Annotated in this window: 19 protein-coding genes; 11 read left to right on the top strand and 8 right to left on the bottom strand. The window is 65.9% G+C overall.

The window, feature by feature from the left end:
- Positions 1 to 359 precede the first annotated feature (359 nt).
- Positions 360 to 1,589 carry a glycosyltransferase family 4 protein gene (locus GM656_RS18550; RefSeq protein WP_162415198.1) on the bottom strand — a complete coding sequence of 410 codons (1,230 nt, stop codon included), beginning with the start codon at positions 1,587 to 1,589 and terminating at the stop codon, positions 360 to 362.
- A gap of 327 nt (positions 1,590 to 1,916) precedes the next feature.
- Between GM656_RS18550 and GM656_RS18555 the strand changes: the two genes are divergently transcribed.
- Together GM656_RS18555 and GM656_RS18565 are read left to right on the top strand one after the other, a co-directional pair.
- Positions 1,917 to 2,132: a hypothetical protein gene (locus GM656_RS18555; protein ID WP_162415123.1), complete on the top strand. Its 216-nt coding sequence runs from the start codon at positions 1,917 to 1,919 to the stop codon at positions 2,130 to 2,132.
- Positions 2,133 to 3,042: 910 nt separating this feature from the next.
- Complete coding sequence (locus GM656_RS18565) at positions 3,043 to 3,882, top strand: VOC family protein (protein WP_162415199.1); 840 nt, start codon at positions 3,043 to 3,045, stop codon at positions 3,880 to 3,882.
- 138 nt (positions 3,883 to 4,020) lie between these two features.
- Here GM656_RS18565 and GM656_RS18570 read toward each other — a convergent pair whose 3' ends face one another.
- The gene (locus tag GM656_RS18570) at positions 4,021 to 4,347 is read right to left on the bottom strand and encodes a hypothetical protein (protein ID WP_162415200.1); all 327 of its coding nucleotides are present in this window, start codon (positions 4,345 to 4,347) and stop codon (positions 4,021 to 4,023) included.
- 105 nt (positions 4,348 to 4,452) lie between these two features.
- On the opposite strand from GM656_RS18570, the gene GM656_RS18575 reads away from it, so the two are divergent.
- Entirely contained in the window at positions 4,453 to 5,754 is a 1,302-nt protein-coding gene (locus GM656_RS18575) for a PAS domain S-box protein (protein ID WP_162415201.1), read from the top strand.
- A gap of 682 nt (positions 5,755 to 6,436) precedes the next feature.
- Here the strand turns inward: GM656_RS18575 and GM656_RS18580 are convergent.
- Entirely contained in the window at positions 6,437 to 7,201 is a 765-nt protein-coding gene (locus tag GM656_RS18580) for an IclR family transcriptional regulator (protein WP_162415202.1), read from the bottom strand.
- Positions 7,202 to 7,500: 299 nt separating this feature from the next.
- On the opposite strand from GM656_RS18580, the gene GM656_RS18585 reads away from it, so the two are divergent.
- Positions 7,501 to 8,478: a TIGR03557 family F420-dependent LLM class oxidoreductase gene (locus GM656_RS18585; protein WP_162415203.1), complete on the top strand. Its 978-nt coding sequence runs from the start codon at positions 7,501 to 7,503 to the stop codon at positions 8,476 to 8,478.
- A 54-nt stretch (positions 8,479 to 8,532) separates the two neighbouring features.
- On the top strand, positions 8,533 to 10,272 hold the full coding sequence (locus GM656_RS18590; RefSeq protein WP_162415204.1) for a thiamine pyrophosphate-binding protein: 1,740 nt from the start codon (positions 8,533 to 8,535) through the stop codon (positions 10,270 to 10,272).
- A gap of 111 nt (positions 10,273 to 10,383) precedes the next feature.
- Here the strand turns inward: GM656_RS18590 and iolM are convergent, their stop codons facing one another.
- Entirely contained in the window at positions 10,384 to 11,538 is a 1,155-nt protein-coding gene (iolM, locus tag GM656_RS18595) for a scyllo-inosose 3-dehydrogenase (protein WP_162415205.1), read from the bottom strand.
- 144 nt (positions 11,539 to 11,682) lie between these two features.
- Positions 11,683 to 12,468 carry an SDR family NAD(P)-dependent oxidoreductase gene (locus GM656_RS18600; RefSeq protein WP_162415206.1) on the bottom strand — a complete coding sequence of 262 codons (786 nt, stop codon included), beginning with the start codon at positions 12,466 to 12,468 and terminating at the stop codon, positions 11,683 to 11,685.
- 100 nt (positions 12,469 to 12,568) lie between these two features.
- Here GM656_RS18600 and GM656_RS18605 point away from each other — a divergent pair, with 100 nt between their 5' ends.
- Positions 12,569 to 14,071, top strand: coding sequence for a CoA-acylating methylmalonate-semialdehyde dehydrogenase (locus GM656_RS18605; RefSeq protein WP_162415207.1), 1,503 nt, complete (start codon positions 12,569 to 12,571; stop codon positions 14,069 to 14,071).
- A gap of 194 nt (positions 14,072 to 14,265) precedes the next feature.
- Here the strand turns inward: GM656_RS18605 and GM656_RS18610 are convergent, their stop codons facing one another.
- Positions 14,266 to 15,063 carry an HpcH/HpaI aldolase family protein gene (locus GM656_RS18610; RefSeq protein ID WP_162415208.1) on the bottom strand — a complete coding sequence of 266 codons (798 nt, stop codon included), beginning with the start codon at positions 15,061 to 15,063 and terminating at the stop codon, positions 14,266 to 14,268.
- Between the two features lie 354 nt (positions 15,064 to 15,417).
- On the opposite strand from GM656_RS18610, the gene GM656_RS18615 reads away from it, so the two are divergent.
- The 3 genes from GM656_RS18615 to GM656_RS18625 all read left to right on the top strand — a co-directional run bounded on the left by GM656_RS18615 (position 15,418) and on the right by GM656_RS18625 (position 18,795).
- Complete coding sequence (locus tag GM656_RS18615) at positions 15,418 to 16,653, top strand: mandelate racemase/muconate lactonizing enzyme family protein (RefSeq protein ID WP_162415209.1); 1,236 nt, start codon at positions 15,418 to 15,420, stop codon at positions 16,651 to 16,653.
- A 116-nt stretch (positions 16,654 to 16,769) separates the two neighbouring features.
- A complete protein-coding gene (locus GM656_RS18620; RefSeq protein WP_162415210.1) occupies positions 16,770 to 17,837 on the top strand; it encodes a 2,3-butanediol dehydrogenase in 1,068 nt (355 codons plus the stop codon).
- Between the two features lie 25 nt (positions 17,838 to 17,862).
- Entirely contained in the window at positions 17,863 to 18,795 is a 933-nt protein-coding gene (locus tag GM656_RS18625) for an EamA family transporter (RefSeq protein WP_162415211.1), read from the top strand.
- Between the two features lie 30 nt (positions 18,796 to 18,825).
- Here GM656_RS18625 and GM656_RS18630 read toward each other — a convergent pair whose 3' ends face one another.
- Together GM656_RS18630 and GM656_RS18635 are read right to left on the bottom strand one after the other, a co-directional pair.
- A complete protein-coding gene (locus GM656_RS18630; RefSeq protein WP_162415212.1) occupies positions 18,826 to 19,644 on the bottom strand; it encodes a sugar phosphate isomerase/epimerase family protein in 819 nt (272 codons plus the stop codon).
- A 66-nt stretch (positions 19,645 to 19,710) separates the two neighbouring features.
- A complete protein-coding gene (locus GM656_RS18635; protein WP_162415213.1) occupies positions 19,711 to 20,514 on the bottom strand; it encodes an aldo/keto reductase in 804 nt (267 codons plus the stop codon).
- Positions 20,515 to 20,734: 220 nt separating this feature from the next.
- On the opposite strand from GM656_RS18635, the gene GM656_RS18640 reads away from it, so the two are divergent.
- Positions 20,735 to 21,832, top strand: a complete 1,098-nt coding sequence (locus tag GM656_RS18640) for a Gfo/Idh/MocA family protein (RefSeq protein WP_162415214.1) — start codon at positions 20,735 to 20,737, stop codon at positions 21,830 to 21,832.
- Positions 21,833 to 21,932: 100 nt separating this feature from the next.
- Entirely contained in the window at positions 21,933 to 23,186 is a 1,254-nt protein-coding gene (locus GM656_RS18645; protein ID WP_162415215.1) for a substrate-binding domain-containing protein, read from the top strand.
- The last annotated feature ends 229 nt before the right edge of the window (positions 23,187 to 23,415 follow it).

Consider the following 23,415-nt stretch of genomic DNA (forward strand, 5'->3'; position numbering starts at 1 on the left):
CTCGACACATCACGACTAGCCCTAAAGAGATAGGCTCGACAGGCGCGGGTCGCTCCCCCGGTTTCGAGGCGGGCATCCCGAGGACAGACTGGCACCGCTGGGTCGACGAGTGGACCGACAAGCTCGGCCGTCAATCGCAAGCAGTGGTCTCTCACGCTTACACGGAGAGACAGGAGGTATACGTTCGAGACGGACATGTCGCCGTGGTGCGGTCGCGGTGCCGGGACAACGACGCCCGGTCGGTGACGCGGGAACCGCCAACCGCCAACCGCCGGTGTACCGGCCGGAAGACGCCGTCGAACGAGCGATCTCGAACTTCGACGGTTCGCGTACCGCCGACCGTGAGCGATCGGTCGAAGTCAGTCGTCGGCGGACGCCGACGCCGGTCGGCGGACCGTCGGTTCCGGTAGGTCGTCGTCGGCGTCGTCGCCGTCGTCGCCGCCGTCGCCAATCGCGTCGGCCACAGTCGCCCGAATCGCCGTCCGGAAGCGCTCTCGTCCGAACTGCCGTTCGATCTCGGCGGGGTCCATCTGGAGCTCGCGTTGCATCTCGGGGTCAGCGAGCACGCGGTTGATCCGGTCGACGCAGTCCGCCAGCGAGTCGTACAGCAGGGGGTCACGTTCGCCGACGATCGCACGCTGACCGCCCGTGGCGGGGACGAAGGGGACGGTGCCGCCGGCGGCGAGTTCGGCAACAGCCATCCCGAAGTGCTCGTACTCCTTGCCGTGGATTCCGTACCGGTGCGTGCAGATCAGGTCGACCAACTCGGCGCGTTGGAGTTCCCCCTCTACTTCGATGTACGGCCGGTCGGCGGCCACGTCGGCGAGACGCCGCGCGTACGCCTCCTTGGCGGCCGGGCCGACCACGTGCAGGTGGACGTCGTGTCCGCGATCGCGCAGGGCGTCCATCACGCCGATCAGTTCGAGCGTCCGCTTGCTCCGCTCGACGCGGCCGATCGTGACGAAGCCGTTCTCGCGCTCCGCCCACGGTCGATCGGTGAATCCGCGCGTGTCGACCGGGGGATAGAGCACCTCGGGGCGCGTACCGTACGCTTCGGTGAACTTCCCCGCCGTCCACTCGGAGTTCGCCAGGAGGACGCTCGCCGCCAGTTCGCGCTCGTCCACGTCGGCGATCGCGCTACACAGCCGTTGGTACAGCGAGTCCGCGGGGACGCTATCGTGGAAGATGTCGTCTCGGTCCGATAGCGCGGCGTTCCAGTCGAACGGGAAGTGGACGTACTGGATCGAACCCGCACCGAGTCCGAGCTCGTTGAGCGTGCTGATGACGAGGTCGAACTCGTCGGCGTGGCGTCGCGCTAACCGGCCGAGAAGGGCGTTCTGCAGGAGGTAGTACCGGAGTCCGAACCGATCGTTGATCGCGGACGCGACTCTGCCGGCCCGCCGGACGGTCAGCGCGTCGGCGTCGACGTCGGCGTCGTAGTACGCGTTCAGCGATGCCACGTCGGGGGCCTGCAGCGTGAGCAGGGTCACGTCGTACTGGGGCTGGAGCGCCTCCAGCACGTTGACCGCGACCGCCTCGGCGCCCCCCTTTGCGGAGAGGTCCTTGTGGACGACTGCGACCGACCTCATCACCGGAGCCTCCGGGCGGCCGATCGCGGTATCCCGTGGAGCGTCCACGCGGCCGTGGGGTTCGACGGCATAGACAACGCTTTCGGCCGACAGCTCAATAAGCCGTGCGTTGCGGTTGCAGGCCGACCCGTCCGGGACCCGCCCAGAAAGTGGTCCACGAGGCGATACTTGCGGTCGCGTTCCCGGCCAATCCAACAGCAGTACCGTCGGAGTGAGGACGACGACCGTGGAGACCCGCGGGCGTCCCGAGAAATCGACGCGAGACCGGTGCGCGAAACTGGCAGGCGCAAGCAGACGAGCCAAACAACCACGGTACCTATTCCGGATGTGAAATCACGGAACGATCAGTCGAATCCGTGGGACAGTCTCTCCCTGTGGTCGACGGTGCTCGACGCACTGTTCGCGTTCGTCAACAGGCGCTACCGACGGGGCGTGATCCTGCTCGCCGCCGCAGCGGTATCGTACCGCGTGCCGAAGTTCGGTCTCGTCGTGTCGACCGCGCTACGCGGCCACCAGTACCTGTCTGGCTCCCAGTCGAACTGAGCCGGCACGGGCGCACTGTCAGCGGAGACCATTCCCGCAGTCGGACCGCCGTCAGTCCGCCGCCGTGCTGTTCGGCGACGACGATACCCTCCAGCTCGAGGAATCGATGATAGTGAATATGTCGCGCAGTGCCGTCACGTCGGGGGCGTCGGGGCCGATTCCGGCCATCTCGTAGGCCTGCTTGTCGATTCGACGGCCCCTCCCATGGCTGTCGAGTCGTCGCGTTCGTGGACGACGTGGGTGCCCGTCGCCCGCCGATACCGAAAGTCGCCGCTAGCTCGCCATCGATACGTATAGATACTCCGAATATCCCAGTAATTTAGCACAATTTTGGTAGAGGTCTACTATTTAACAGTTATATTCCGCCAAGAAAATATTATTTGCGCTTTCAAAGACTGGGTAGTCTCGAGATGTGACCGAAAAGCTCGGTTTGAGCTCCAATTGAAGGGCCTAATTGCCTACTCGAATGACGCTACGTTACAGATCCCGTTGTTAGCAGCATATGCGCCCCGGGTCGCCGATACAGGTCTCTCGCCGGCGGCGAGAGTTGGTATCAGCTACCGCTGAAACCCGGCATCGGAGTCGCGCTCGCCGGGACAATGCGCCAACCGACACACCCGCTTAGGCGATCGTCGGTTGTCGACGGTGATACGTTCGAGGACCCCCAAGATCGTCGGTGAGTTCGCGTCCTTCCCGTCGAGAACGGAGTCGGTGGCATCGGTGTGACCTGGTTGGACCGACGTTCGCTGAACTATATTACGGTCAGACGCCACTAGCCAGTGTGAAGAGATGACCGATGCCGGAGGTGAGTACCCGACGACATCGTGATCGGACACGCAACACGCGACCGCTGTCCGGCCGAACCGCCGCGCCCAGCACGGCGTGCTCGGGGGGAGCGGCGACGACATCCATGACACAGCCACCAATCGTTCCAGAGACCGCGAGAATCGGTCGGACTGCGCTGCTAGTGACCGACCTCGACGAGATGATCGAGTTCTACCGGACGGTCGTGGGACTCTCGGTCCTGGCCCGTTCAGGGTCGGCGGCGACGCTCGGTGCGGGCGGAACGCCGCTGCTCGAACTGACCGCCGACGAGACGGCGGCGCCGCGAGACCCGGCGCAAGCGGGGTTGTTTCACACGGCTTTTCGCGTGCCCTCGCGCACCGCCCTCGGTGCGGCCGTCGAGCGCGTCCGGGACCGGGGCCAACTGGACGGCGCGTCCGATCACTTCGTGAGCGAGGCCGTCTACCTCAGTGACCCGGAGGGCAACGGGATCGAGATATACACCGACCGACCCCGAGACGAGTGGCCGCGTACGGACGACGGGACCATCGACATCGGGACCGTCCCGCTGGACCTCGAGGCCGTCGTCGGCGAGTCCGACGGAGGCGAGACGGTCCCGCCGGAGACGACGGTCGGCCACGTCCACCTGGAAGTGACCGATATCGAGGCCGCACGGACCTTCTACGTCGATACGCTCGGCCTCCGCCTGCAGACGGCCTCCCCGTCGGCGCTGTTCGTCGCTGCGGGCGACTACCACCACCATCTCGGGCTCAACGCCTGGAACCGACGGTCCCAGCCCGCAGGCGGCCGCGGCCTGGCGTGGTTCGAGTGGCTGGTCGCCGACGAGGAGGCGCTGGCGACGGTTCGCCAGCGCCTCGGGGACGCCGGTGTCACCTGCCACCAGATCAACGGTGGATTCGAGATCTCCGATCCCGACGGTATCTCGATTCGGTTCCGCGTCGGGTAACTCACTGGCTGCTCGACCGTCGAATCACGCGTCTGTCCACCGAGCTGGGAGCTCTGTATCCCCTCGGTGAATCACCGGATGGGATCGATCGCTAGATCGAGTATGGAAACGCCTGAGCGTCTCTCGGAGGTCGTGACGTCACTTGCCTCGCTGCTGCCACGATGGCATCGTCTCGAACGACTCGATGGCCGCCCGAAGCTCGGTACAGATGGCCCCGTAGAACTGTTCTCGGCCCACTGGCGAGCGTGTCCGGATGAGTGCGGTTTCGCTCGTGACCTCGTGGACCGAGACTTCCCACCGACGGTCCGCGTGCGTCCACGTACCGAGGGCCGTCGACTCGTCGTCGTCGACGATGCGCGTTCCCAGCTCCCAGCTCAGTCGAGACAGGTACGAGAGCTCGAACGGAACGACGTCGGGGAGACCGCCAGCGCGACCGGCATCGCCCTGGGCGCTATGGACTGCCATGCCAAGGGAATCGCCATCGTTCAGTAAAAATATAACCATTTGCCGTCGGAGCGGGACCGCACTATCCAAGCCTTCTTAGTCAGGCGTATTTTAGGATGGCCTAAAATGGACGGGTACACCGACCAGTTTCTCGGTGCAGTCTTCCGGACGCTGGAGAGCGAGGGGCACGAGCGGGCCCAGCGGCAGCTCGTCGACCTGTATCAGTCGCAGGCGGCGACGGATCGGGACGAACTGATCGCCGACATCACCGCGGAGCTCGTCACGGTCCTCCATCGGAATCTCGGGCCCGACGAGGAAATCGACGTGCTCACCGGGACGGTCGAGTCCCTCGTCGATCGACTCGCGTCGGTCATCGAAGTGGCGCCCGCGGCCGTCATCGTCGTCGACGGGGACGGGACCGTAGAGCTGTGGAACAGCGGTGCGGAACGAACCTTCGGGTGGGACGCGGCTGACGTTCTCGGCGAGTCGTACTACCGGATCCTGGCCGATTCTCCGACCTCTATCGAGTCGGCTCTCGAACGGCTGGAGGCGGGAGAGGCTCTGACGAGCGTCACCACCCAGCACCGACACGCCGACGGCTCGCTGCTCGACGTTCGGCTGTGGGCCGCCCCGCTCGAGGCGTCGAGGAACGGCTACGCCGGCGCGACCTTCGTCGTCAGCGACATCACCGAACAGCGCCAGCGCGAACAGCGACTGGCCGTGCTCAACCGACTGTTGCGCCACAACGTCAGAAACGACATCACCGTCATCCGCGGCCGGCTCGAACTGCTGGCCGACGCGGCCCCCAACGGGGACGACCACTTCGAGGCCATCGACGACCGTCTCTCGAACATCGTCGAACTGAGCGACACCGCGCGTCGCCTCGAACAGCTCCAGAGCGATGGCGAGCCCGACCGCACGCAGACCGACCTCGGGACGCTGGTCGAAGAGCGCGCCGCCCGCTTGCGCTCGGGGTGGCCGGAGGCGGAGATCCGAACTACCGTCCCGGGTCCGGTCTCGGTCCTCGCCCACGAACTGCTGCCCTACGCGCTCGACAATCTCCTCGAAAACGCCGTCGAACACAACGACGCCGCGGATCCGCGCGTCGAAGTCGAAGTGGCCGGCACCCGGAGCGGCGAGTCCGACCGCGTCACGCTGACGATTCGCGATAACGGGCCGGGACTGCCCGAGAACGAGAAACGGGTCCTCGCTTCGGAGACTGAGACGCCGCTCTCGCACAGCACCGGCACCGGACTCTGGCTGACCCGCTGGATCACGCAGGTCTCCGGCGGGGAGATCAACATCGGCGCAAATCGGTTCGACGGGACGACGGTGACCCTTCGGCTCCGGTCCGCACCCGAGGACCAAGCCGAGTGCGACCGGGCCGACGTGGAAGGACTCGTCGGAGACCGTGACCCACGGAGCTGAGTGTTCCCTACGGTCGAGGCCGCCACGATAGCGCGGCCAGTGTGTCGGGTGACGACTTCCTGAACGCGGCGGCTACCGAGACGGTCCCGCTATTCGAATTCGATCAACGACCACGACCGCTCTCGCGGAAAATGATCCTGCGCGGACTGTGGCAGAGATACGATGTCGAGACGTCTGCTTTGCTCGTTGGCGACGCCCAACACTTCGAACCGGGATAGGGCGACCATGTCTGGCCGATTCTGTGAACGGAATCAGTTGCTTTGAACGGTATACTCGCCATATATTACGGAAATATAACTCCTATCAAAATTATAAGGACTGACAGCGACCATTTTGTGCTATCTTTCCCATATGCAGAGTTATTTAAGCGCATTTAGTCCTCAAATAGCAATATGGGGACATCTAACAGATTAGTATGCTTCTGAAATTCGATATTTGAACGTTCAGTGATGACTGCCCGTTCAGAGCGGATTATTTGCGAGAGTCACGTACCGGTGCGCGCAATCGCAAGAGTCCTGAACCACCCGCTCCGCTATTTCAACAGACTGTACTGCACAGGTACGGCACCCACTGAAATAACATGCGTACTACTGTTATGAGGGAGGAGGGGCTGTCCAAGATCGCTGTTGAATCAGGGACTGATTTCGAATCACGTGTTCGTGAGAATCAAACGCGGCGCCCATCAGGAAAACTGGGAATTGATTTCGATCACGTTCGCAGACCGTGTGATCATGCTCGGGAGTTCCTCCTCGTAGAAGTCGCCCTCGAATCGACTGGCGGGCCCAGAGATACTGATGGCGCCAACGATCTCGTCTTTCGTCGTCACCGGGGCGGCCACGCAGCGCAGGCCCTCGATCTTCTCCTCGCGGTCGAAGGCGTAGCCGCGCTCCCGAATGGCCTCGAGCTCCTCGAACAGCGTCTCGGGGTCGGTGATCGTGTTCTCGGTGTACCCGACGAGGCCGTGGCGGTCGATGATCTCCTCGACGCGCTCTCTGGGCATGTGTGCCAGCATCGCCTTTCCCAGCGAGAGACAGTGCATGTACTCTCGCTTTCCCGGGGATGACGCGGACTGGATGGCGTTCTCGCCGGCGCTCTTATAGATGTATACCGCGCGTCCGTGTTCCGTCATCGCGAACTGGGCGAGCTCGCCACAGGACGCGGAGAGGTCGTCCAGTTCCTCCGTGACGACGTCGTAGATCTGGAGTCGGTCGCGTACCTTCTCCCCCAGTTCGAGGTATCGCAGACTCAGACGGTACGTATCGCCCTCTTTCACGACGAACTCGTTCTGAGAGAGCGTGGCCATGTGCCCGTGGATAGTCCCCTTCGACCGGTCCAGTTCGGAGGCGATCTCCGTGATTCCGGCCCCGTCTCGCTCGAGGAGCAGTTCGATGATGTCGAGTGTCGTCTGGACCGCTTCCACCGTTCGGGAGCCGTCGTGCGTTGCCATACCATGCAATTTGCCGTCGTCCCCCATAAAGCTGTTCGTCAGCGACGAACGATTTCGGCCGTTCGGAAGCTGCGAACGTAATCGGAGGGTGGTGACGGGCGAGGTCGCGGATTACCCGTCTTTCCCGAGCAGCAGTGTGCTAGTCGGCCGTGCGTCACGCGGCCGACCAGATGGCTGTTCGCACCTCTCAAACGCTTGAGTGGCACACCGGTACGTGGGTTTCGGTGACGCACACGCTCACGAATAGCCCGTCCCGTGGGGAAAACGATATTACACGGACACCACAAGTCGGAGGTACGATGGTCAGCATCGACTACATGGCCCATCAGGAGCAGTACAGCCCGTCGGAGTTACTGGAGTACTCCGAACTCGCTGCGGAGAACGGCTACGAGTTCATCTGGACCTCGGATCACTTTCACCCGTGGTTCCACACGGACGCCGAAGCCGGCTTCGCGTGGTCGTGGCTCGGGGCCGCGACCGAGCGGGTCGACATCCCGATCGGGACCTGCGTGACGCCCGCCGGCGAGCACTACCACCCGGCGATGATGGCGCAGGCGTTCGCGACCCTCCAGGAGATGCACGACGAGCGTGTCGTGCTCGGCCTCTCGACCGGCGAGGCGATGAACGAGAAGCCGCTCGGCCACGAGTGGCCCGAGTACCCGGTCCGGCGGGACCGCCTCGAAGAGACTCTGGAGATCATCCACGGGCTCTACGACTCGGACGACTTCTTCAGCTACGAGGGCGAGCACTACGAGGTCGACGATGCGAAGCTCTACACGATGCCCGAGGAGCGCCCGGAGATCCACCTCGCGGCCAACGGTCCGACGACGGCCTCGCTGACCAGCGTCTACGGTGACGGCTTCATCACGGTCAAGAAGGGCGAGGAGTACACGGACCGGCTCTACCCCGCCATTCGACGCTACACCGAGGAGGAGGGCCGCGATCCCGACAGCATCGAGACGACGCTGCTCGTCATCGCCTCCTACGACGAGGACTACGAGCGCGCTCGCGAGGCCACCCGCCCGTGGTGGGCGACGACGCAGAACGTGTTCGACCGCGCGATGGCGAACCCGAAAGACATCGAACGAGAGGGCGAGAAAGCGACCGAGGAGGAGATCGAGGCGAAGTTCCTCATCGCCGACGATCCCGCGACCATCGCCGGCCAACTGGAGGAGTACGCCGAGATGGGCTTCGACCGCATCGCGCTCGGAAACACCAGCCCCGAACCGGAGCGGCTCTTCGAGGTGATGGGCGACGAGGTCATCCCCTCGCTATGAAGGCGGTCGCGTGGGGGAACGTTTAATAAAACCGGCGTGCACGTTTGTGATGAGATGCCTAGACTGAACGGTGGCGAGATCATCGCCAACTATCTGGAAAAAGAGGGCGTCGAGTACCTCGTCGGGATTCCCGGCCACGGGAGCACGAACCTGCTCGACGCGTTCAACGACTCCGAGGTTGAGGTCATTCAACCCCGGCACGAACAGGGCGCGACACACCTCGCGGACGGGTACGCACGCGCGACCGGCGAGCCGCTGGCCGTGTTCACCTCCATCGGGCCGGGGGCGACGAACACCGTCACCGGCGCGGCGACGGCCTACGTCGACTCCATCCCGATGGTCATCTTCACCGGCGCGCCCCAGACCCACGAGTACGGTGAGGGAATCCTCCAGGAGATCGAGCGCCAGAAGCCCGGAGACTTCCCGAGCGTGATGGAACCCGTCACGAAGCAGAGCTTCGTCGTCCGCGACGTCGAACAGCTCCCTCGCATCCTCCGGCGGGCGTTCCAGACGGCGTTGTCCGGTCGCCCCGGGCCCGTCCACGTCGACGTGCCGATGGACGTACAGGGCGCTGCGGCGGACGTAGAGTTGCCAGAACCGACCAAGCACCGCCCCCACAGTCGCCCCGGCGGCGACCCCGACACGGTCTCGAACGCCGCGGACCTGCTCGCCGAGGCCGACCGGCCCGTCATCGTCCCCGGCGGCGGGACGATGCTCGCCGAGGCCTGGGACGAGGTGCAGGCCCTCGCCGAACACCTCCAGGCCCCCGTCATTCCGACGTTCCAGTCCCGGGGAATCATCCCGGAAGACCACGACCTGTTCGTCGGATACGCCGGCTGGATCGGCTCCTCGGCCGGCAACGAACTCGCGGCGAACTCCGACGTTATCCTCGCCGTCGGCTGTCGGTTCACCGACATGCACACCTCCTCCTTCGAGGAGGGCGTGAGCTTCGAGATCCCGCCGAGCAAGCTGGTCCACGTCGACATCGACCCGCAGGAGATCGGGAAGAACTACCCGGTCGAGGTCGGCATCCAGGGCGACGCGAAGGTCGTCACCCGCCAGATCACGGAGGCCGTCCAGGACCGCGTCGACCCCGTCTCCACGGAGGACAACGACTACTACGACGAGATCCAGGCACTGTGGGAGGACTGGCAGGCGCAGGTCGACGAGCGCTGGGAGAGCGACGAGGTCCCGATGAGCATCTCGCGCGTGGCCAGGGCGGTCCGCGAAGTCCTCCCGCGGGACGGGAGCATCGTCACCAGCGCCGGCCAGCCCCAGGAGACGATCAACCCCGAGTTCCCGGTGTACGAGCCGCGGACGAACATCTCCTGTGGCGGCTTCTCGACGATGGGCTGGGGCGTCTCGGCCGCCATCGGCGCGAAGCTCGCTGACCCCGAGCGCACGGTCGTCGACTTCGAGGGCGACGGCAGCTTCCTGATGTGCAACCAGGAGGTCGCCTGCGCCGTCGAACACGACATCGACGTGAACTACGTCGTCGTCAACAACAACGGCTGGAAGTCCATCCGGAACCTCCAGGTGAACAAGTACGGCTGGGACCGCGTCCTCGACACGGAGTTCGACGACGAGACGATGGTCGACTTCATGGACATGGCCGAGTCGTTCAACGTCGGCTACGCCGAGCGCGTCGTCAAGCCCGAGAACCTGAACGGCGTCCTCGAAGAGGCCTTCGCCCACGACGGGCCGTCCTTCGTGGAAGCGGTCGTCGAGCCCGACAATCCCGACTCCGGCGCGATCATCACCGGCGAGTGGGACCTCGCGGACCTCGAACACTGATCGCGCTCGGTCGTTTTCCGGCGTATCGCGTGTAGTGACCGTCCCACTAGTCGCGGCGCTCGAAGCGTCAGCGGACGAAAATCGGTCGGCGGCGGTTCCCTGGCGGTCGGCTCAGACTTCGATCAGGACTTTGCCGTCGACGCGCTTGCGGGCCTGCGCGACGGCCTCGTCCGCGTCTCCGAGATCGAACGTCGACGTGACGATCGGGAGGTTGTCCAGTCGGCCGCTGGCCATCAGCCGGATGGTGCGCGGGTACACCTGCTGGCCGGTGTGGCCCTCGGAGCCGTACAGTTGCGCGCTCGACCCCTGGTACTTCCGGAGCGCGATGTCAGGGTCGCTGCCGGCGTTGCTGATGTGGACGACGTTCGCACGCTCGGCCAGCGTGTCCTCGATGACGGGGTAGGTCGCGCCGACCGCGCCGCTGGTCTCGACGTGGACGTCTGCGCCCTCGCCGCCGGTGACCTCGTCGACTTTCTCGACCGCGTCGACCTCGATGGGGTTGTAGACGTGCTCGAAGCCGAGGTCGTGGGCGATCTCGCGGCGCTCGTCCGAAGGCTCGAAGGCGATGACCCTCCCCGCGCCCGCGGCGCGCGAGACGTTCATCCCAGTCAGACCGATGGGGCCGACGCCGTGGTAGACGTGGTAGTCGCCGGGCCAGATGCCTTCGGCCCGCCCGAAGAGGCCGTAGAACGTGATGGTGCTCGGTTCGATGGTCGCGGCGGCGCGGTACAGGTCGTCTTCGTCCTCGTACTGCCGGGACAGCTCCGAGACGCCCCAGAGGATTTTCTCGGGGACGGCGACGTACTCGGCGAACGCGCCGTCGAACGTGAAGCCGAGCTGCTCGAAGTTCTCGCAGTGGCCGTGGAACCCCTGGCGGCACATCTGACAGCGGCCGCAGTAGTCGGTGACCTCGGCGGTCACGGGGTCGCCCGCCTCGAACAGGTCCGCGTCGTCGCCGGTCTCGACGACCTCGCCGGAGAACTCGTGGCCGATGACGTTCGGGAGCTGCGTGTACGCCGAGTAGTGCATGTAGCCGTCGTCGTCCGTCTCCGTCATGGCCACATCGCTGCCGCAGATGCCGGCGTACTTCACGCGGACGAGGACCTCGTCGGCGGCCGGCTCGGGCCGCTCGCGCTCCTCGACGCGGAGTTCGGGGTGCTGCCAGATGCTGGAACTGTCCATCGCGCGCTGGCGCTGCTTCTCGTCGTCCGTCAGGTCGTAGCTTGAGCGCGGATTCCACTCCGCGTCGAGCACTAGTGAACGCATGTTTCTGCGTGTGGTTCCCGGTGACATAACTGTACTGGATTCACACACCGGAAATTGCGCGGTTGGCGGGGGACCCGTCGACCGCGGCGAAGGCGCGGCCGCGGTCACCGTCGACCGCCATCTGTCACCGTCGCTCCGACCGGCTCAGTACGTCTGCCAGCCGCCGTCGACGTAGACCATCTCGCCGGTCACGTAGCCGGCCTGCTCGCTCGCCAGGAACAGGACTGCCGGGGCGATGTCCTCGGGGTAGCCCGGTCGGTCGAGCGGAATCGGTTTCATGAGGTCGCCCGCCTCGACGGACGCCTCTTTCTGCTCGGCTCCGGAGCCGAACTCGGTGGCGATGTGGCCGGGCGCGACCGCGTTGACGCGGATGTCGTCGTCCGCGAGTTCGAGCGCCGCACCGCGCGTGATCATCTTGATCGACCCCTTCGTCGAGTCGTAGTGGATCTGGCCGACCTGCGCGTGCGTCGAACTGATCGACGCCGTGTTGACGATGGCCCCGCTCGCACCGCGGTCTCGCATGTCCGCCGCCGCTGCCTGACAGCCGAAGAACACGCCGTGGCTGTTCACGTCGTGGATCCGGCCGAACGTCTCGGCGTCGACCGAGAAGAGGTCGCCACGGGTGAACCAGCCGGCGTTGTTCACCATCACGTCGACGCCGCCGAACTCCCGGGCCGCCTCGACGACGGATTCGATGTCCGAGCGCTCCGAGACGTCGGTCTCGACGAACACTGCCCGACCGCCGTCGTCCTCGATGGCCTCGTGGGTCGGCCGCGTCGCGTCGGCGTCTTTCGTCTCGGGCGTGATGTCGGCGTTGATGACCGTCGCACCCGCCTGGCCGAACGCCAGCGCGACCGCCCGTCCGATACCCGAACTGCCGCCGGTGACAATGACCGTTTCCCCGTCGAAGTCGTACGTAACTGAACCCATACCGGACGTTACGGCTGGACCATCAAGAGTGGTGCGACTGCGTCGCACCCGGTGTTGATGGCGTAACACATTTATATGTGGACCGAGAGGTGTTTTACGTATGACGAGCAAGCAAGAGCAGTCGCCAGACGCGACTGCCGTCCCAGACACCGTAGACAGCTACGTCGGTGGCGAGTGGGTCTCGGTCGATTCAGACGAGGGCCAGCCCGTCGTCAACCCGGCGACCAACGAGACACTGGCGGACGTGCCGTTCGCGACCGCCGAGGACGTCGACGAAGCGGTTCAGACCGCGAGCGAGGCGTTCGAAGAGTGGTCTCGCACCCCGCCGGTCGAGCGCGTCCAGTACATCTTCGATCTCAAGCAGGAACTCGAAGCGCGACAGGAGGACATCGCGCAGGCGCTGACGCGCGAGCACGGCAAAACGCTGAACGAGGCGCGCGGCGAGATTCGCCGCGGTATCGAGAACGTGGAAGTCGCCGCCGGCATCCCCAACATGATGCGCGAGGGAAGCGGCAACGTTCAGGACGTGGCCAAGGGCATGGACGAACACGCCATCCGACAGCCGCTGGGCGTGTTCACCGCCGTCACGCCGTTCAACTTCCCGGCGATGATCCCGCTGTGGTTCCTGCCGTACGCCGTCGCCACGGGCAACACGTTCGTCCTCAAGCCGAGCGAGAAGGTCCCGCTCAGCTCCCAGCTCATCTTCGAAGCCGTGGACGCGGTCGACTTCCCGGACGGCGTCGTGAACCTCGTCAACGGCGGCGTCGACACGGTCACCGCCCTGCTGGAACACGACGACATCGAGGGCATCTCCTTCGTCGGATCGACACCGGTCGCCCAGCACATCTACCAGACCGCCGCCGAGCACGGCAAACGCGTGCAGGCCCAGGGCGGTGCGAAGAACTACGCCGTCGTCTCCGAGGACGCCGAACTCGAAGAGGCGGTCCCGAACGTCATCGGCTCGGTGTACGGCAACGCCGGGCAGCGCTGTCTCGCGAACGACGTGGTCGTCGGCGTCGGCGACAGCTACGAACCGCTGCGCGAGGAAGTCCTCGACGCCGTCGACGACCTCACCGTCGGCAACGGCCTCGACGAGGACACCGACGTGGGCCCGCTCATCACGGGCGAGTCCGCGGAACGCGTCAAGGGCATGATCGAGGACGCCATCGACGAGGGCGCGGACCTGGTCGTCGACGGGCGCGACTTCGAGCACCCCGACTACCCCGACGGGAACTTCCTCGGGCCGACGCTGCTCGAGGGCGTCACGACGGACATGGACATCACCCAGACCGAAATCTTCGGCCCGGTGATGGCGCTGACGAAGGCCGACGACATCGACGAGGCCATCGAGATGGTCAACAGCACCCAGTACGGCAACGCCTCATCGCTGTACACGGAGAACGGCGCGGAGGCCCGGAAGTACCGCTACGAGGTCGACGCCGGCAACATCGGCATCAACGTCGGCGTCTGCGCGCCGATGGGCTTCTTCCACTTCGGCGGGCGCAAGGACTCCTTCTTCGGGGACCTCCACGCCCAGGGCGAGGACGCCATCAACTTCTACACGGACAAGACCATCACCATCGAGCGCTACTACAGCCACTGAAATCCGCGGCTTGCGGCCCCAGCTCCACGACGTCGTCTCGTTCGTTTTTTCGCTTCGCGTCTGCGAACTCCCGGACAAGCAGTGGGTCTCGCGTCCCGAACCGTCCGTCTCCCGCGGACAGCCCACGTGACGAACGACAGTCCCGTGCCTGTGGGTTCGCGAATCCGTTGTGTCGGACGGCAGAAGTCGCGCGGTCAGTCGTTGGAGGCGGAGAGCGGTTTGTCGAGCGCGTCGGCGTAGTTGTCGATGGCCACCTCGACGCTGTCCATCAGCAGGGCCACGTCCTTGCCCGCGATGAGGAAGTCAAAGCCCTGCTCCACGCGGGACTCGATGGCGTCGCCCCCGATATCGGTCGTCAGCGTTCCGACGGGCACGTCGGCCGCGTGACTGTCGTCGATGATCGACTGAACGGCCTCGTCGAACTCCGCCGAGTCCCACTCGGCGAACATCCCGAGGGAGCCCGACAGGTCGGCCGGGCCGACGAACAGCGAATCGATGCCGTCGACGGCGGCGACCTCCCGAGCGTTCTCCATCCCCCGTTCCGTCTCGATCTGTGCGATGGTGAGAATCGATCCGTTGGCGCTCGTGACGTACTCCTCGAAGTTCTTGCCGTAGCGCGTCGCCCGACTGCCGGCGATGCCGCGGATGCCGTCCGGCGGGTATCGGAGCGAGCGGACGAGCTCTTCCGCCTCCTCGGCGGAGCCGACCATCGGGACCATGACGCCGGCGACGCCGATGTCGATGACGCGCTTGAGCCGGACCGGATCGTTCCACGGGACGCGGACGATCATGTCCGTATCGCCGGGCGCGGCGTCGACGCCGCGCGCCATGCTCTCTATCGTCTCTAAGTCCATCGTCGTGTGTTCCATGTCGACGAGGAGGAAATCCAGGTCGAGCTGGGCCGTCGCCTCCGCGACCGTCGGATGCCCGACCGAGATCCAGGTCCCGAGAGGGTTGTCGGCTGATTCGATTGCGTCTTTGATGTGGGTCATGTGTATCAGAGTCCTTGCCGAGTCAGACGGTGCCACGACCGACTAGTCTCGGCTGTCAGTCGAGTTGTCTATGATGGGTATTCGGGTCAAAGCATAAAAAAATGCGGGTGCGCGTCGCACACGAGACCGGGCACTCAGGGAGGCCCCTCCGAGCCGTCGGCCTCATCGGAACTTATAACAGGACAAACGTGTATATCGCAAACGATGCGATTCGGTATCGTCGGGTCCGGCGGCTCCCGCGCGGAGTCACTGGACCGGCGATGCCGGGTTGCCGAGACGGAACCGCGGGCGGTCGCCCCCCGCTCCGACACACCCATCCCGTACCGGTCCCAGGTACGGACTGACACACAAACCATGTACGAAGACTTCGCATCCAAGCTCGCAGCGACGATGTGGGCCGACTTCGACGAGACGCCGCGCCGCGCGGACGGCCCACCGGCAGAGATCACCGACCTGAACACGCTGGTCATCGACGGGAACTTCCCGTGGACCATCGTCACCGTCGAGACCGACGAGGGCGTCACCGGCATCGGAGAGGCCTACCCCTCGCCGGGCGTCCACGAGATTATCACGGACTATCTCCGCCCCGTCCTGGTCGGGGAGAACCCGACAGACGTAGAGCGGCTCTACAACCTCATGCGCGAGAGCCTCTCCGGACGCGGCTCCCAGGAGGGCGTCGGCACGATCGCCATCAGCGGCGTCGAACTCGCCCTGTGGGACGCGACGGGCAAGCTGCTCGACCAGCCGGTCTATCAGCTGCTCGGCGGGAAGGTCCGCGAAGAAGTGGCCGTCTACGCCGACTGCCACGCCGGCGAGGCGATGGTCGAGTCCGCCGAGGAGGGCCAGGAGGAGGAGACTTACGAGCCCGAGGCCTACGCGAAGGCCGCGCGCGCCGCCGTCGAGGACGGCTTCGACATCGTGAAGTTCGACCTCGACGTGCCCTCGGGCCGCGAGATCGACACGCTGTCTCGCCACTTCGACCCGCCGGAGATCGACCACAAGCAGCGCGTCGTCGCGGCCGTCATGGAGGAGATCGGCGACGACGCCGAGGTCGCCGTGGACCTCCACTGGAACTTCAGTCCCGAGACGGCCGAGCGGCTCTGTCGCGCGCTCGAACCGTACGACCTCGCGTGGATCGAGGACCCGTTGCCGCCGGAGAACACCGACGCGATGCGCGAACTCAAGCGCCGGGTGAACGCGACCATCCTCACCGGTGAGAACCGCTACGGCCGCCACGGTTTCCGCGACCTGATCGAGGACCAGGCCGTCGACTTCCTCGCGCCCGACGTGCCGAAGACGGGCGGCATCGCCGAGACGAAGAAGGTCGCCGACATGGCCGAGGCCTACTACCAGGCGCTCGTCCCGCACAACATCGGCAGCCCGGTCGCCACCGCGGCGACGGCCCACGTCGGCGCGACGGTGCCGAACTTCGTCGCACTGGAGTATCACGCTCGCGAGGTCTCGTGGTGGGAGGACCTGCTCGCCCGCGACGCGGACTTCATCCGGAACGGGCGCATCCAGATCCCAGACTCGCCGGGCCTGGGCATCGAACTGGACTGGGACGTCGTGGAGCAACACCGCAAGGAGTAACGTCGATAGCGCACCGCCGGTTCGTTTTCGCGATCATCTGACCGAAAGTGTTAGCACGCATCCGAGAGACACGCTAGACTGCACATGCAACCGAGTGACACAGCGGTGAGACAGCCATGAGAGCCGCGCGCTTCTACGGCACGGGCGACGTGCGGATCGACGACGTTGAGCCGGCCGCGGTCGGGCCGAGCGACGTGCGGATCGACGTGACGGCCTGCGGCATCTGCGGTACGGACGTTCACGAGTACGAACACGCCGAGTACACGCCGGCGGAGGCCCATCCCAGATCGGGCGCGAGCCGCCCCATCACCATCGGGCACGAGTTCAGCGGGATCGTCAGCGAGGTCGGCGACGACGTGACCGGCGTCGCGGTCGGCGACCCGGTCGCCGTCCACCCCAACATCCCCTGTGGCTCGTGTCGCTACTGCGAGGACGGGGCCTACAACCGCTGTGCGGACGTGCTGGCGGTCGGCCTCCAGACCGGGGCCGGCGGCTTCGCCGAGGCGGCGGTCGTCCCGGCCCAGCAGGTCCATCGGCTCCCCGCAGACGTGCCCGTCTGGCAGGGCGCGCTCGTCGAACCGCTCGCCGTGGGACTCCACGCGGTCCGCCGATCGGGGCTGCGCGCCGGCGACACCGCCGCGGTCTTCGGCTGCGGCCCCATCGGGCTGACCGTCGTTCGCGCGCTCCGCGAGGCGGGCGCAAAGCGCGTCTTCGTCTCCGAACCCAACCCGGCGCGGCGCGAGGTCGCGCTCGAACTCGGGGCGGACGTGGCCGTCGATCCGACGGCAGAGGACGCCGCGGCGCGGATCACGGCCGCGACCGACGGCGGCGTGGACGCGTCGTTCGAGTTCGCCGGCGTCGCTCCGGCGGTCAACGCCGCCATCGAGAGCACGCGCCGCGGCGGCGGTGTGACCGTCGGGAGCATGACCAGCGGGACGACGGACGTCGACCTCCAGCGGGTGGTCACGGGCGAGCGGACCGTCCGCGGCACCTACTGCTACGGCTTCCCCCCGCGGTCGTTCCGGACGGAGTTCGACGCCGTCGTCGAGTCGCTGGGCGACGGCGGCGTCGACGCGGACGCCTTCGTCACGAGGCGGATCGGGCTGGCCGATCTCGTGGACGAGGGCATCGAGGAACTCGGCTCGCCGGACACCGACCACGTCAAGATCCTCGTCGAGCCATGATCGCGGTCGAGAGCGCTGCGTAGCGATGGCGCTGTTGGAACTGAGCGCCGGGCTGGCACTGTTGGCGTCGGTGCTCTCGGCCTTCCAGTCGCTCTCCGTGGAGTACGGCCTCGACAACGGGTCGTTCCTGGAGGACCGGGAGCCGGCGCTGACGGCGGCGGTCCTCAGCATCGTCGTCAGCGTCGTCGTGTTCTGGGCGCTGTTGTTCGCGCGCGGAACATCACTGGCCGGCGTCGAACCGCTGCAGCTCGCCCCGTTCGCCGTCGCCGGCCTCGCCAACCCCGCGGCGTTCCGGCTGCTGTACTTCCGGAGCATCGATCGCATCGGCGCGCGCGTCTCGGCTGCGGTCGTCAGCGCGAACCCCGCCGTCGCCGCGGTGCTCGCCCTGCCACTGCTGGGCGAGCCGTTCACCGTCCTCACAGGCGTCGGACTGCTCTGTATCGTCGCCGGCGGAGCCCTGCTCCAGCTCTCGGGGACGGAGGCGGGCGAATCCGGCGACCTCATCTCCGAGGAACTCGGAGCCATGGCGCCGACTGACCTCGTGCTCCCGCTCGCCGCGATGGCGCTGCTTGGCTGTTCGTTCGTCCTCGTGAAGATCGGGCTCAACGCCTACTCGAAGCCGCTGGTCGCGACCGCGGTGGGACAGACGGCCGCGCTCGTCGCCTTCGTCGGCCTGTTCGGCGTCTCGTCGGACTCCCGGCGACGCGTCAGAATCCGTGACCGGACGGCCCTGCTGGCGTTCGTCCTCGCGGGGCTGTTCGTCGCCGGGAACTGGCTCGCCTGGTTCTCAGCGCTCCAGCTCGGGACCGTCGTGACCGTCGTCCCGCTGTCGAACGTCTATCCGCTGGTCATCGTCGCGCTGTCGTACGGACTCGCCCGGCGGCTGCCGAAGTCGCCGCGGGTGCTCGCCGGCATCACCGCCATCGTCGCCGGGGCCACGCTGATGCAGTTGTCCTGAGCGGTCCGACGGCGACCACAGCGGTCCGCCTCAGCGTCCCTGGCGGGCCGCCCGCCAGTAGTCGAAGTTCTCCTTGGCGTGGACGAGGGGCTTCTCCGTCTGGTTCTCGATCTCGATGGTGCAGTGGCCGTCGTAGCCCACCTCGGTCAGGGCGTCTGACAGTCCCTCGAAGTCCAGGACGCCCTTTCCGAGGTCCGTGAACGAGCGGAAGTAGTTGATGACGTTGTCGAGGTGGAAGTCGCCCTCGGTGAGGCTGTCTCGAACGTCGTCGAACCCGGTCGGCGGGGCCACGTCCTTGAGGTGGACGTAGGCGATGTCGTCGGCGAACCGTTCGACGCCGTCAGACACGTCGCCCTCGGGGAAGTGCTCGCCGTAGGGGTAGTGATGCGCCGAGTCCCACAGCAGTTCGAGGTCGTCGACGGCGTCCAGGAGCCGCCGCGTCTCGGCCGGCCGTTCGACGTGGGTCGCGCCGTGGTGGTGGACGAGCGGCGTCACGCCGACCTCGGTCGCCGCGTCCGCGAGGCGACCGAACCACTGCTGGACGGTGGCGTCGTCGTGGCGGTGCCGCTGAGGCGGGAGCAATCCGACGAACTCGGCCCCGAGGTCGGCGATCATCGGAAGGTCCTCGGCGACGCGCTCGACTGCCGCCTCGGACTCCAGCCAGTCGCTCATGACGCAGTAGAGGGACAGTCCCGTCTCGTCGAGAGCGCGCTCGACCGTCTCGGGACCGGCCGCACGAATCTTTCCGAGGCCGATCTCCGCCCCGTCGTAGCGACACGCGGCGATGTCTTCGAACCCCTGTTCGACGTCGGCGCTGTCGTACATCATGGTGGTGTATCCGGTTCCCATACTCGGTACTGTTCCGTCGTCGTCAAAAGCGTGTGGGTCGGACACACCCACCAGAACGGAGCGTTCCTACCAGGTCATCCAGTCGGGGTCTTCACAGCGGTGGGTCCGCTCGATGGCGTCGATTCGTTCGATGTCCTCGGCGTCGAGTTCGAGGTCGAGCGCGCCGAAGTTGTCGCGGAGGTGGTCGACCGAACTCGTCCGCGGGATGGCCGCCACGCGCTCTTTCGAGAGGAGCCACGCCAGCGAGACGACCGGCTCCGAGACGCCGTGCTTCTCAGCGATATCGGAGATAGGAGCCACGTCGAACACCTCGCCCTGGGCCAGCGGCGAGTAGGCCACGACGTCGGTGTCGGTGCCGTCCAGGTGCGCCCGGATCTCGGCCTGCTGGAGCAGCGGGTGCATCTCGACCTGGAGCGCGTCGACGGGGCGGTCGATCAGGTCGTCGGCGAGCAGGAGATCGTCGACGGTGTAGTTGCTCACGCCGAGGTTGTCGATCCGGTCGTCGTCGACCCGGTCCGCGAGCACCGGCAGGACCGTCTCGATGTCGTCCTGGCCGCGCGGCCAGTGGTGATAGAGCAGGTCGATGCGGTCGAGGCCGAGCTTCTCGAAGCTCTCGTCGACCGCCCGCTCGACGTATTCCGTCGTCTTCTCGGGCTCCTCGAAGTGCGCCACTTTCGTCGCGACGAAGAGGTCGTCGCGGTCCACGTCTGCGGCGGCGATAGCCTCGCCGACCTCCTCCTCGTTCCCGTAGAGTCGTGCGGTGTCAATGTGGCGGTAACCGTGTTCGATGGCCGCTTTGATGGTCTCGACGCCGTCCGCGTCGGTGAGCGTGTACGTCCCGAGTCCGAGTCGCGTTTCGCCTTCGAGCATAGCTGCGCGTACAGATGCGAGTCGTAAAGTGGTACCGGCTTCGATCAGTCCCAGGGTCGCGGCTCTCCAAATCTTTATTTCGAGGGGTACCGAGATTTCATCCGATGTGCGCAGAGTTCCACACCGACGGTGCCCGCCGTCACTCGAACGTGTCAGTATTGGATATCTGTCCGGGCAGGCCACCTACCGCGGGCGAACGCGATAGGTCGGGGGTGACCCCATGACCCTCGATGTCGGCTTCCTCGGCTACCGCTTCATGGGCAAAGCTCACGCGAACGCGCTCGCTCGGCTCCCGATGTTCTTCCCCGACGCGCCGGCGACGAACCGAGACGTGCTCGTCGGCCGAAGCGAGGCGGCGGTCCGCGACGCGGCGGACCGATTCGGATTCGACCGGGTCGCGACGGACTGGCGCGACGTGATCGACGAGGTGGACGTGTTCTACAACCTCGGGCCGAACCACGTCCACGCCGAACCGACCATCGCGGCTCTGGAGTCGGACGTCCACGTCCTGTGCGAGAAACCGCTCGCGCCGGACATCGAAACGGCGAGAGCGATGCGCGACGCCGCCCGCGCGAGCGACGCTCTCGCCGCAACGGGGTTCAACTACCGTTACGTGCCGGCGCTCCAGTTGGCCAAGCGACTGGTCGACCGAGGCGAACTGGGTCGAATCTACCGCGTGAAGGGGCGCTGTCTCCAGGATTGGCTTGCCGATCCGACTCTCCCGTGGAACTGGCGGTGTGACGCCGAGGTTTCCGGCACCGGCGTGGTGGGCGACGTGGGTTCGCACACCATCGACCTCGCGCGCTGGCTCGTCGGTGATATCGACCGCCTCAGCGGCTCGCTCGCGACGCAGGTCACCGAGCGGCCGGACCCAGACGGCGACGGGACTCGGCCGGTGACGACCGACGACGAGTACTCCGCGCTCGTCGAGTTCGAGAACGGCGCTGAGGGCGTCCTCGAAGGCTCCCGCATCGCGACTGGGCGGAAGGCCGACAACGCCATCGAGATATACGGCTCCGAGGGCGCGCTGACGTTCTCGCTCCGCCGGCTGAACGAACTCCAAGTCAAGGGGACTGACGACCGCGGCTACCAGCAGGTATTGGTGACGGACGACGACGACCCGTACATGGATCGCTGGTGGCCGGCGGGCCACGTCGTCGGCTGGGAGCACACGTTCGTCCACGAGAACTACGAATTCCTGTCGGCGGTCGCGGACGGCGAGCGGTACCGGCCGGACTTCGAGGACGGCGTCGCGGTCCAGCGAGTGGTCGAGGCCATCCGCGAGAGCGACGACCGCGGCGAGTGGGTCACGGTCTGAGCGCTCGCGCTCTCGTACGGGGAGCCCATCCTCGCCGACGGCCAAATTATGGGTGATTAATGAAAATGTTTATCTGTGTGTTCCCTAATGTGGTAGGTGTATGCCTGACGGTAACGCACCCGACCAGAGAGACGGCATCGTGTCGATCGACCTCGGCGTATCGCGACGGAATCTGATGAAACAGATGAGTGCAGTCGGTCTCGCGGGCGGTCTGTCGGCGTTGGCAGGCTGTGGCGGACTTCGCTCGGACAGTCAGACACCGACCAGCGAGGAGACGGAGAGCGGCGATGGTGACGGGTCTGGCGGACAGAGCGACGGCGGCGGCTCGAGTTCGCTGCCTGCTGCGCTCCGCGTTCCGCTCATTCCCCCGCCAACCGCCGACAGCATGGACCTCTCGAACCCGACCCAGGAGGAGCGCGAGATGGTGTTCGTCACGCACGTCGTCGACGAGTTCATGACCGGCATCATCGTCGGAATGAACGACGCCCTGCACAACATGGGATGGACGGGCGAGTTCATCGGTCCGTCGAGTCACTCCCCCGCCCAGCAGATCGAGACGCTCAACACGACCGTCTCGCGCCTCCGTAACGGCCGGGACGCGCTCGCGACGAGCATCCTGAACAAGGACCAGTACACGGGGCCGATCCAGAACGCCATCGACAACGACATCCCGGTCGCCTCGTTCAACACGAGCGTCTACGCCGGCGAGTTCAACGAGATGATGGACACGTTCGGGACGGTCATTCCCTACATCGGCCAGAAGTTCGTTCCGGCGGGCGTGGCCGTCGGGCTGACCGGCTACGAACGGGCAAAGGAGAAGGTCGACGGCGAGATCGTCGCGCTGCCGACCACCTCCGCGCCGGACCACCCGGCGCTCTCCGCGCGAGGCGAGGGCATCCGAATGGCCCTCGAAGCCCAGGACGACGTGCGGGTCCTCGACACGCTCAACGTCAGCGGGGACCTCTCGCAGGCGATCAACCGCGTGGACACGAAGTACAGTTCCTCGCCCGACATCAACCTCATCCTCGGGACGGCCCTGCAGGGCGCCATCGCCGGCGGCCGCCTCGTAGAGAACAACAGCCTGCAGGGCGAGATGACGGTCGGCGGCTTCGACCTGCCCGAACCCACGCTCGAAGGAATCGCGAAGGGAACCATCGACTTCACCGCCGGACAGGACCCCTTCAGCCAGGGGAACATGCCCGTCAACATGATGTGGAACTACATGGAGCGGGGCATCCCGATGAAGGACTTCAACACCGGCATCTCCGTCATCGACCAGTCGAACCTCGAGTTCGCCCGCCGCCGCTCGGGGTCCTGGGGCGCGCTGCAGAGCTGGCAGGACAGCAACTACTGACCACCGATCCGGCCCATCAGTTGGCACTGACCGGAATCGACCCGCGGACTCACTTTTCTTCCCACACAGGGGCGGTAATGGACCGATACCGCCGCGAGCGCGGCGTCGGTCTCTCGGCGTCAACAGTCGACCGACATTCACAGATACCAATGTTTTATAATTCATGAAGACGACCGTACCTCTATGGCAGAGGTCGACGCCTCGGTATCAAGAGACAGCGGTCTAGGTA

It is taken from the genome of Haloarcula salina (assembly GCF_010119195.1).
GTDB classification, from domain to species: Archaea; Halobacteriota; Halobacteria; order Halobacteriales; family Haloarculaceae; genus Haloarcula; species Haloarcula salina.

What these genes read in the sequence shown, in the direction of transcription:
- GM656_RS18550 (WP_162415198.1), bottom strand. Translation starts at nt 1,589, where the DNA reads ATGAGGTCGGTCGCAGTCGTCCACAAGGACCTCTCCGCAAAGGGGGGC.
- GM656_RS18565 (WP_162415199.1), top strand. Translation starts at nt 3,043, where the DNA reads ATGACACAGCCACCAATCGTTCCAGAGACCGCGAGAATCGGTCGGACT.
- GM656_RS18570 (WP_162415200.1), bottom strand. Translation starts at nt 4,347, where the DNA reads ATGGCAGTCCATAGCGCCCAGGGCGATGCCGGTCGCGCTGGCGGTCTC.
- GM656_RS18575 (WP_162415201.1), top strand. Translation starts at nt 4,453, where the DNA reads ATGGACGGGTACACCGACCAGTTTCTCGGTGCAGTCTTCCGGACGCTG.
- GM656_RS18580 (WP_162415202.1), bottom strand. Translation starts at nt 7,201, where the DNA reads ATGGCAACGCACGACGGCTCCCGAACGGTGGAAGCGGTCCAGACGACA.
- GM656_RS18585 (WP_162415203.1), top strand. Translation starts at nt 7,501, where the DNA reads ATGGTCAGCATCGACTACATGGCCCATCAGGAGCAGTACAGCCCGTCG.
- GM656_RS18590 (WP_162415204.1), top strand. Translation starts at nt 8,533, where the DNA reads ATGCCTAGACTGAACGGTGGCGAGATCATCGCCAACTATCTGGAAAAA.
- iolM (WP_162415205.1), bottom strand. Translation starts at nt 11,538, where the DNA reads ATGCGTTCACTAGTGCTCGACGCGGAGTGGAATCCGCGCTCAAGCTAC.
- GM656_RS18600 (WP_162415206.1), bottom strand. Translation starts at nt 12,468, where the DNA reads ATGGGTTCAGTTACGTACGACTTCGACGGGGAAACGGTCATTGTCACC.
- GM656_RS18605 (WP_162415207.1), top strand. Translation starts at nt 12,569, where the DNA reads ATGACGAGCAAGCAAGAGCAGTCGCCAGACGCGACTGCCGTCCCAGAC.
- GM656_RS18610 (WP_162415208.1), bottom strand. Translation starts at nt 15,063, where the DNA reads ATGACCCACATCAAAGACGCAATCGAATCAGCCGACAACCCTCTCGGG.
- GM656_RS18615 (WP_162415209.1), top strand. Translation starts at nt 15,418, where the DNA reads ATGTACGAAGACTTCGCATCCAAGCTCGCAGCGACGATGTGGGCCGAC.
- GM656_RS18620 (WP_162415210.1), top strand. Translation starts at nt 16,770, where the DNA reads ATGAGAGCCGCGCGCTTCTACGGCACGGGCGACGTGCGGATCGACGAC.
- GM656_RS18625 (WP_162415211.1), top strand. Translation starts at nt 17,863, where the DNA reads ATGGCGCTGTTGGAACTGAGCGCCGGGCTGGCACTGTTGGCGTCGGTG.
- GM656_RS18630 (WP_162415212.1), bottom strand. Translation starts at nt 19,644, where the DNA reads ATGGGAACCGGATACACCACCATGATGTACGACAGCGCCGACGTCGAA.
- GM656_RS18635 (WP_162415213.1), bottom strand. Translation starts at nt 20,514, where the DNA reads ATGCTCGAAGGCGAAACGCGACTCGGACTCGGGACGTACACGCTCACC.
- GM656_RS18640 (WP_162415214.1), top strand. Translation starts at nt 20,735, where the DNA reads ATGACCCTCGATGTCGGCTTCCTCGGCTACCGCTTCATGGGCAAAGCT.
- GM656_RS18645 (WP_162415215.1), top strand. Translation starts at nt 21,933, where the DNA reads ATGCCTGACGGTAACGCACCCGACCAGAGAGACGGCATCGTGTCGATC.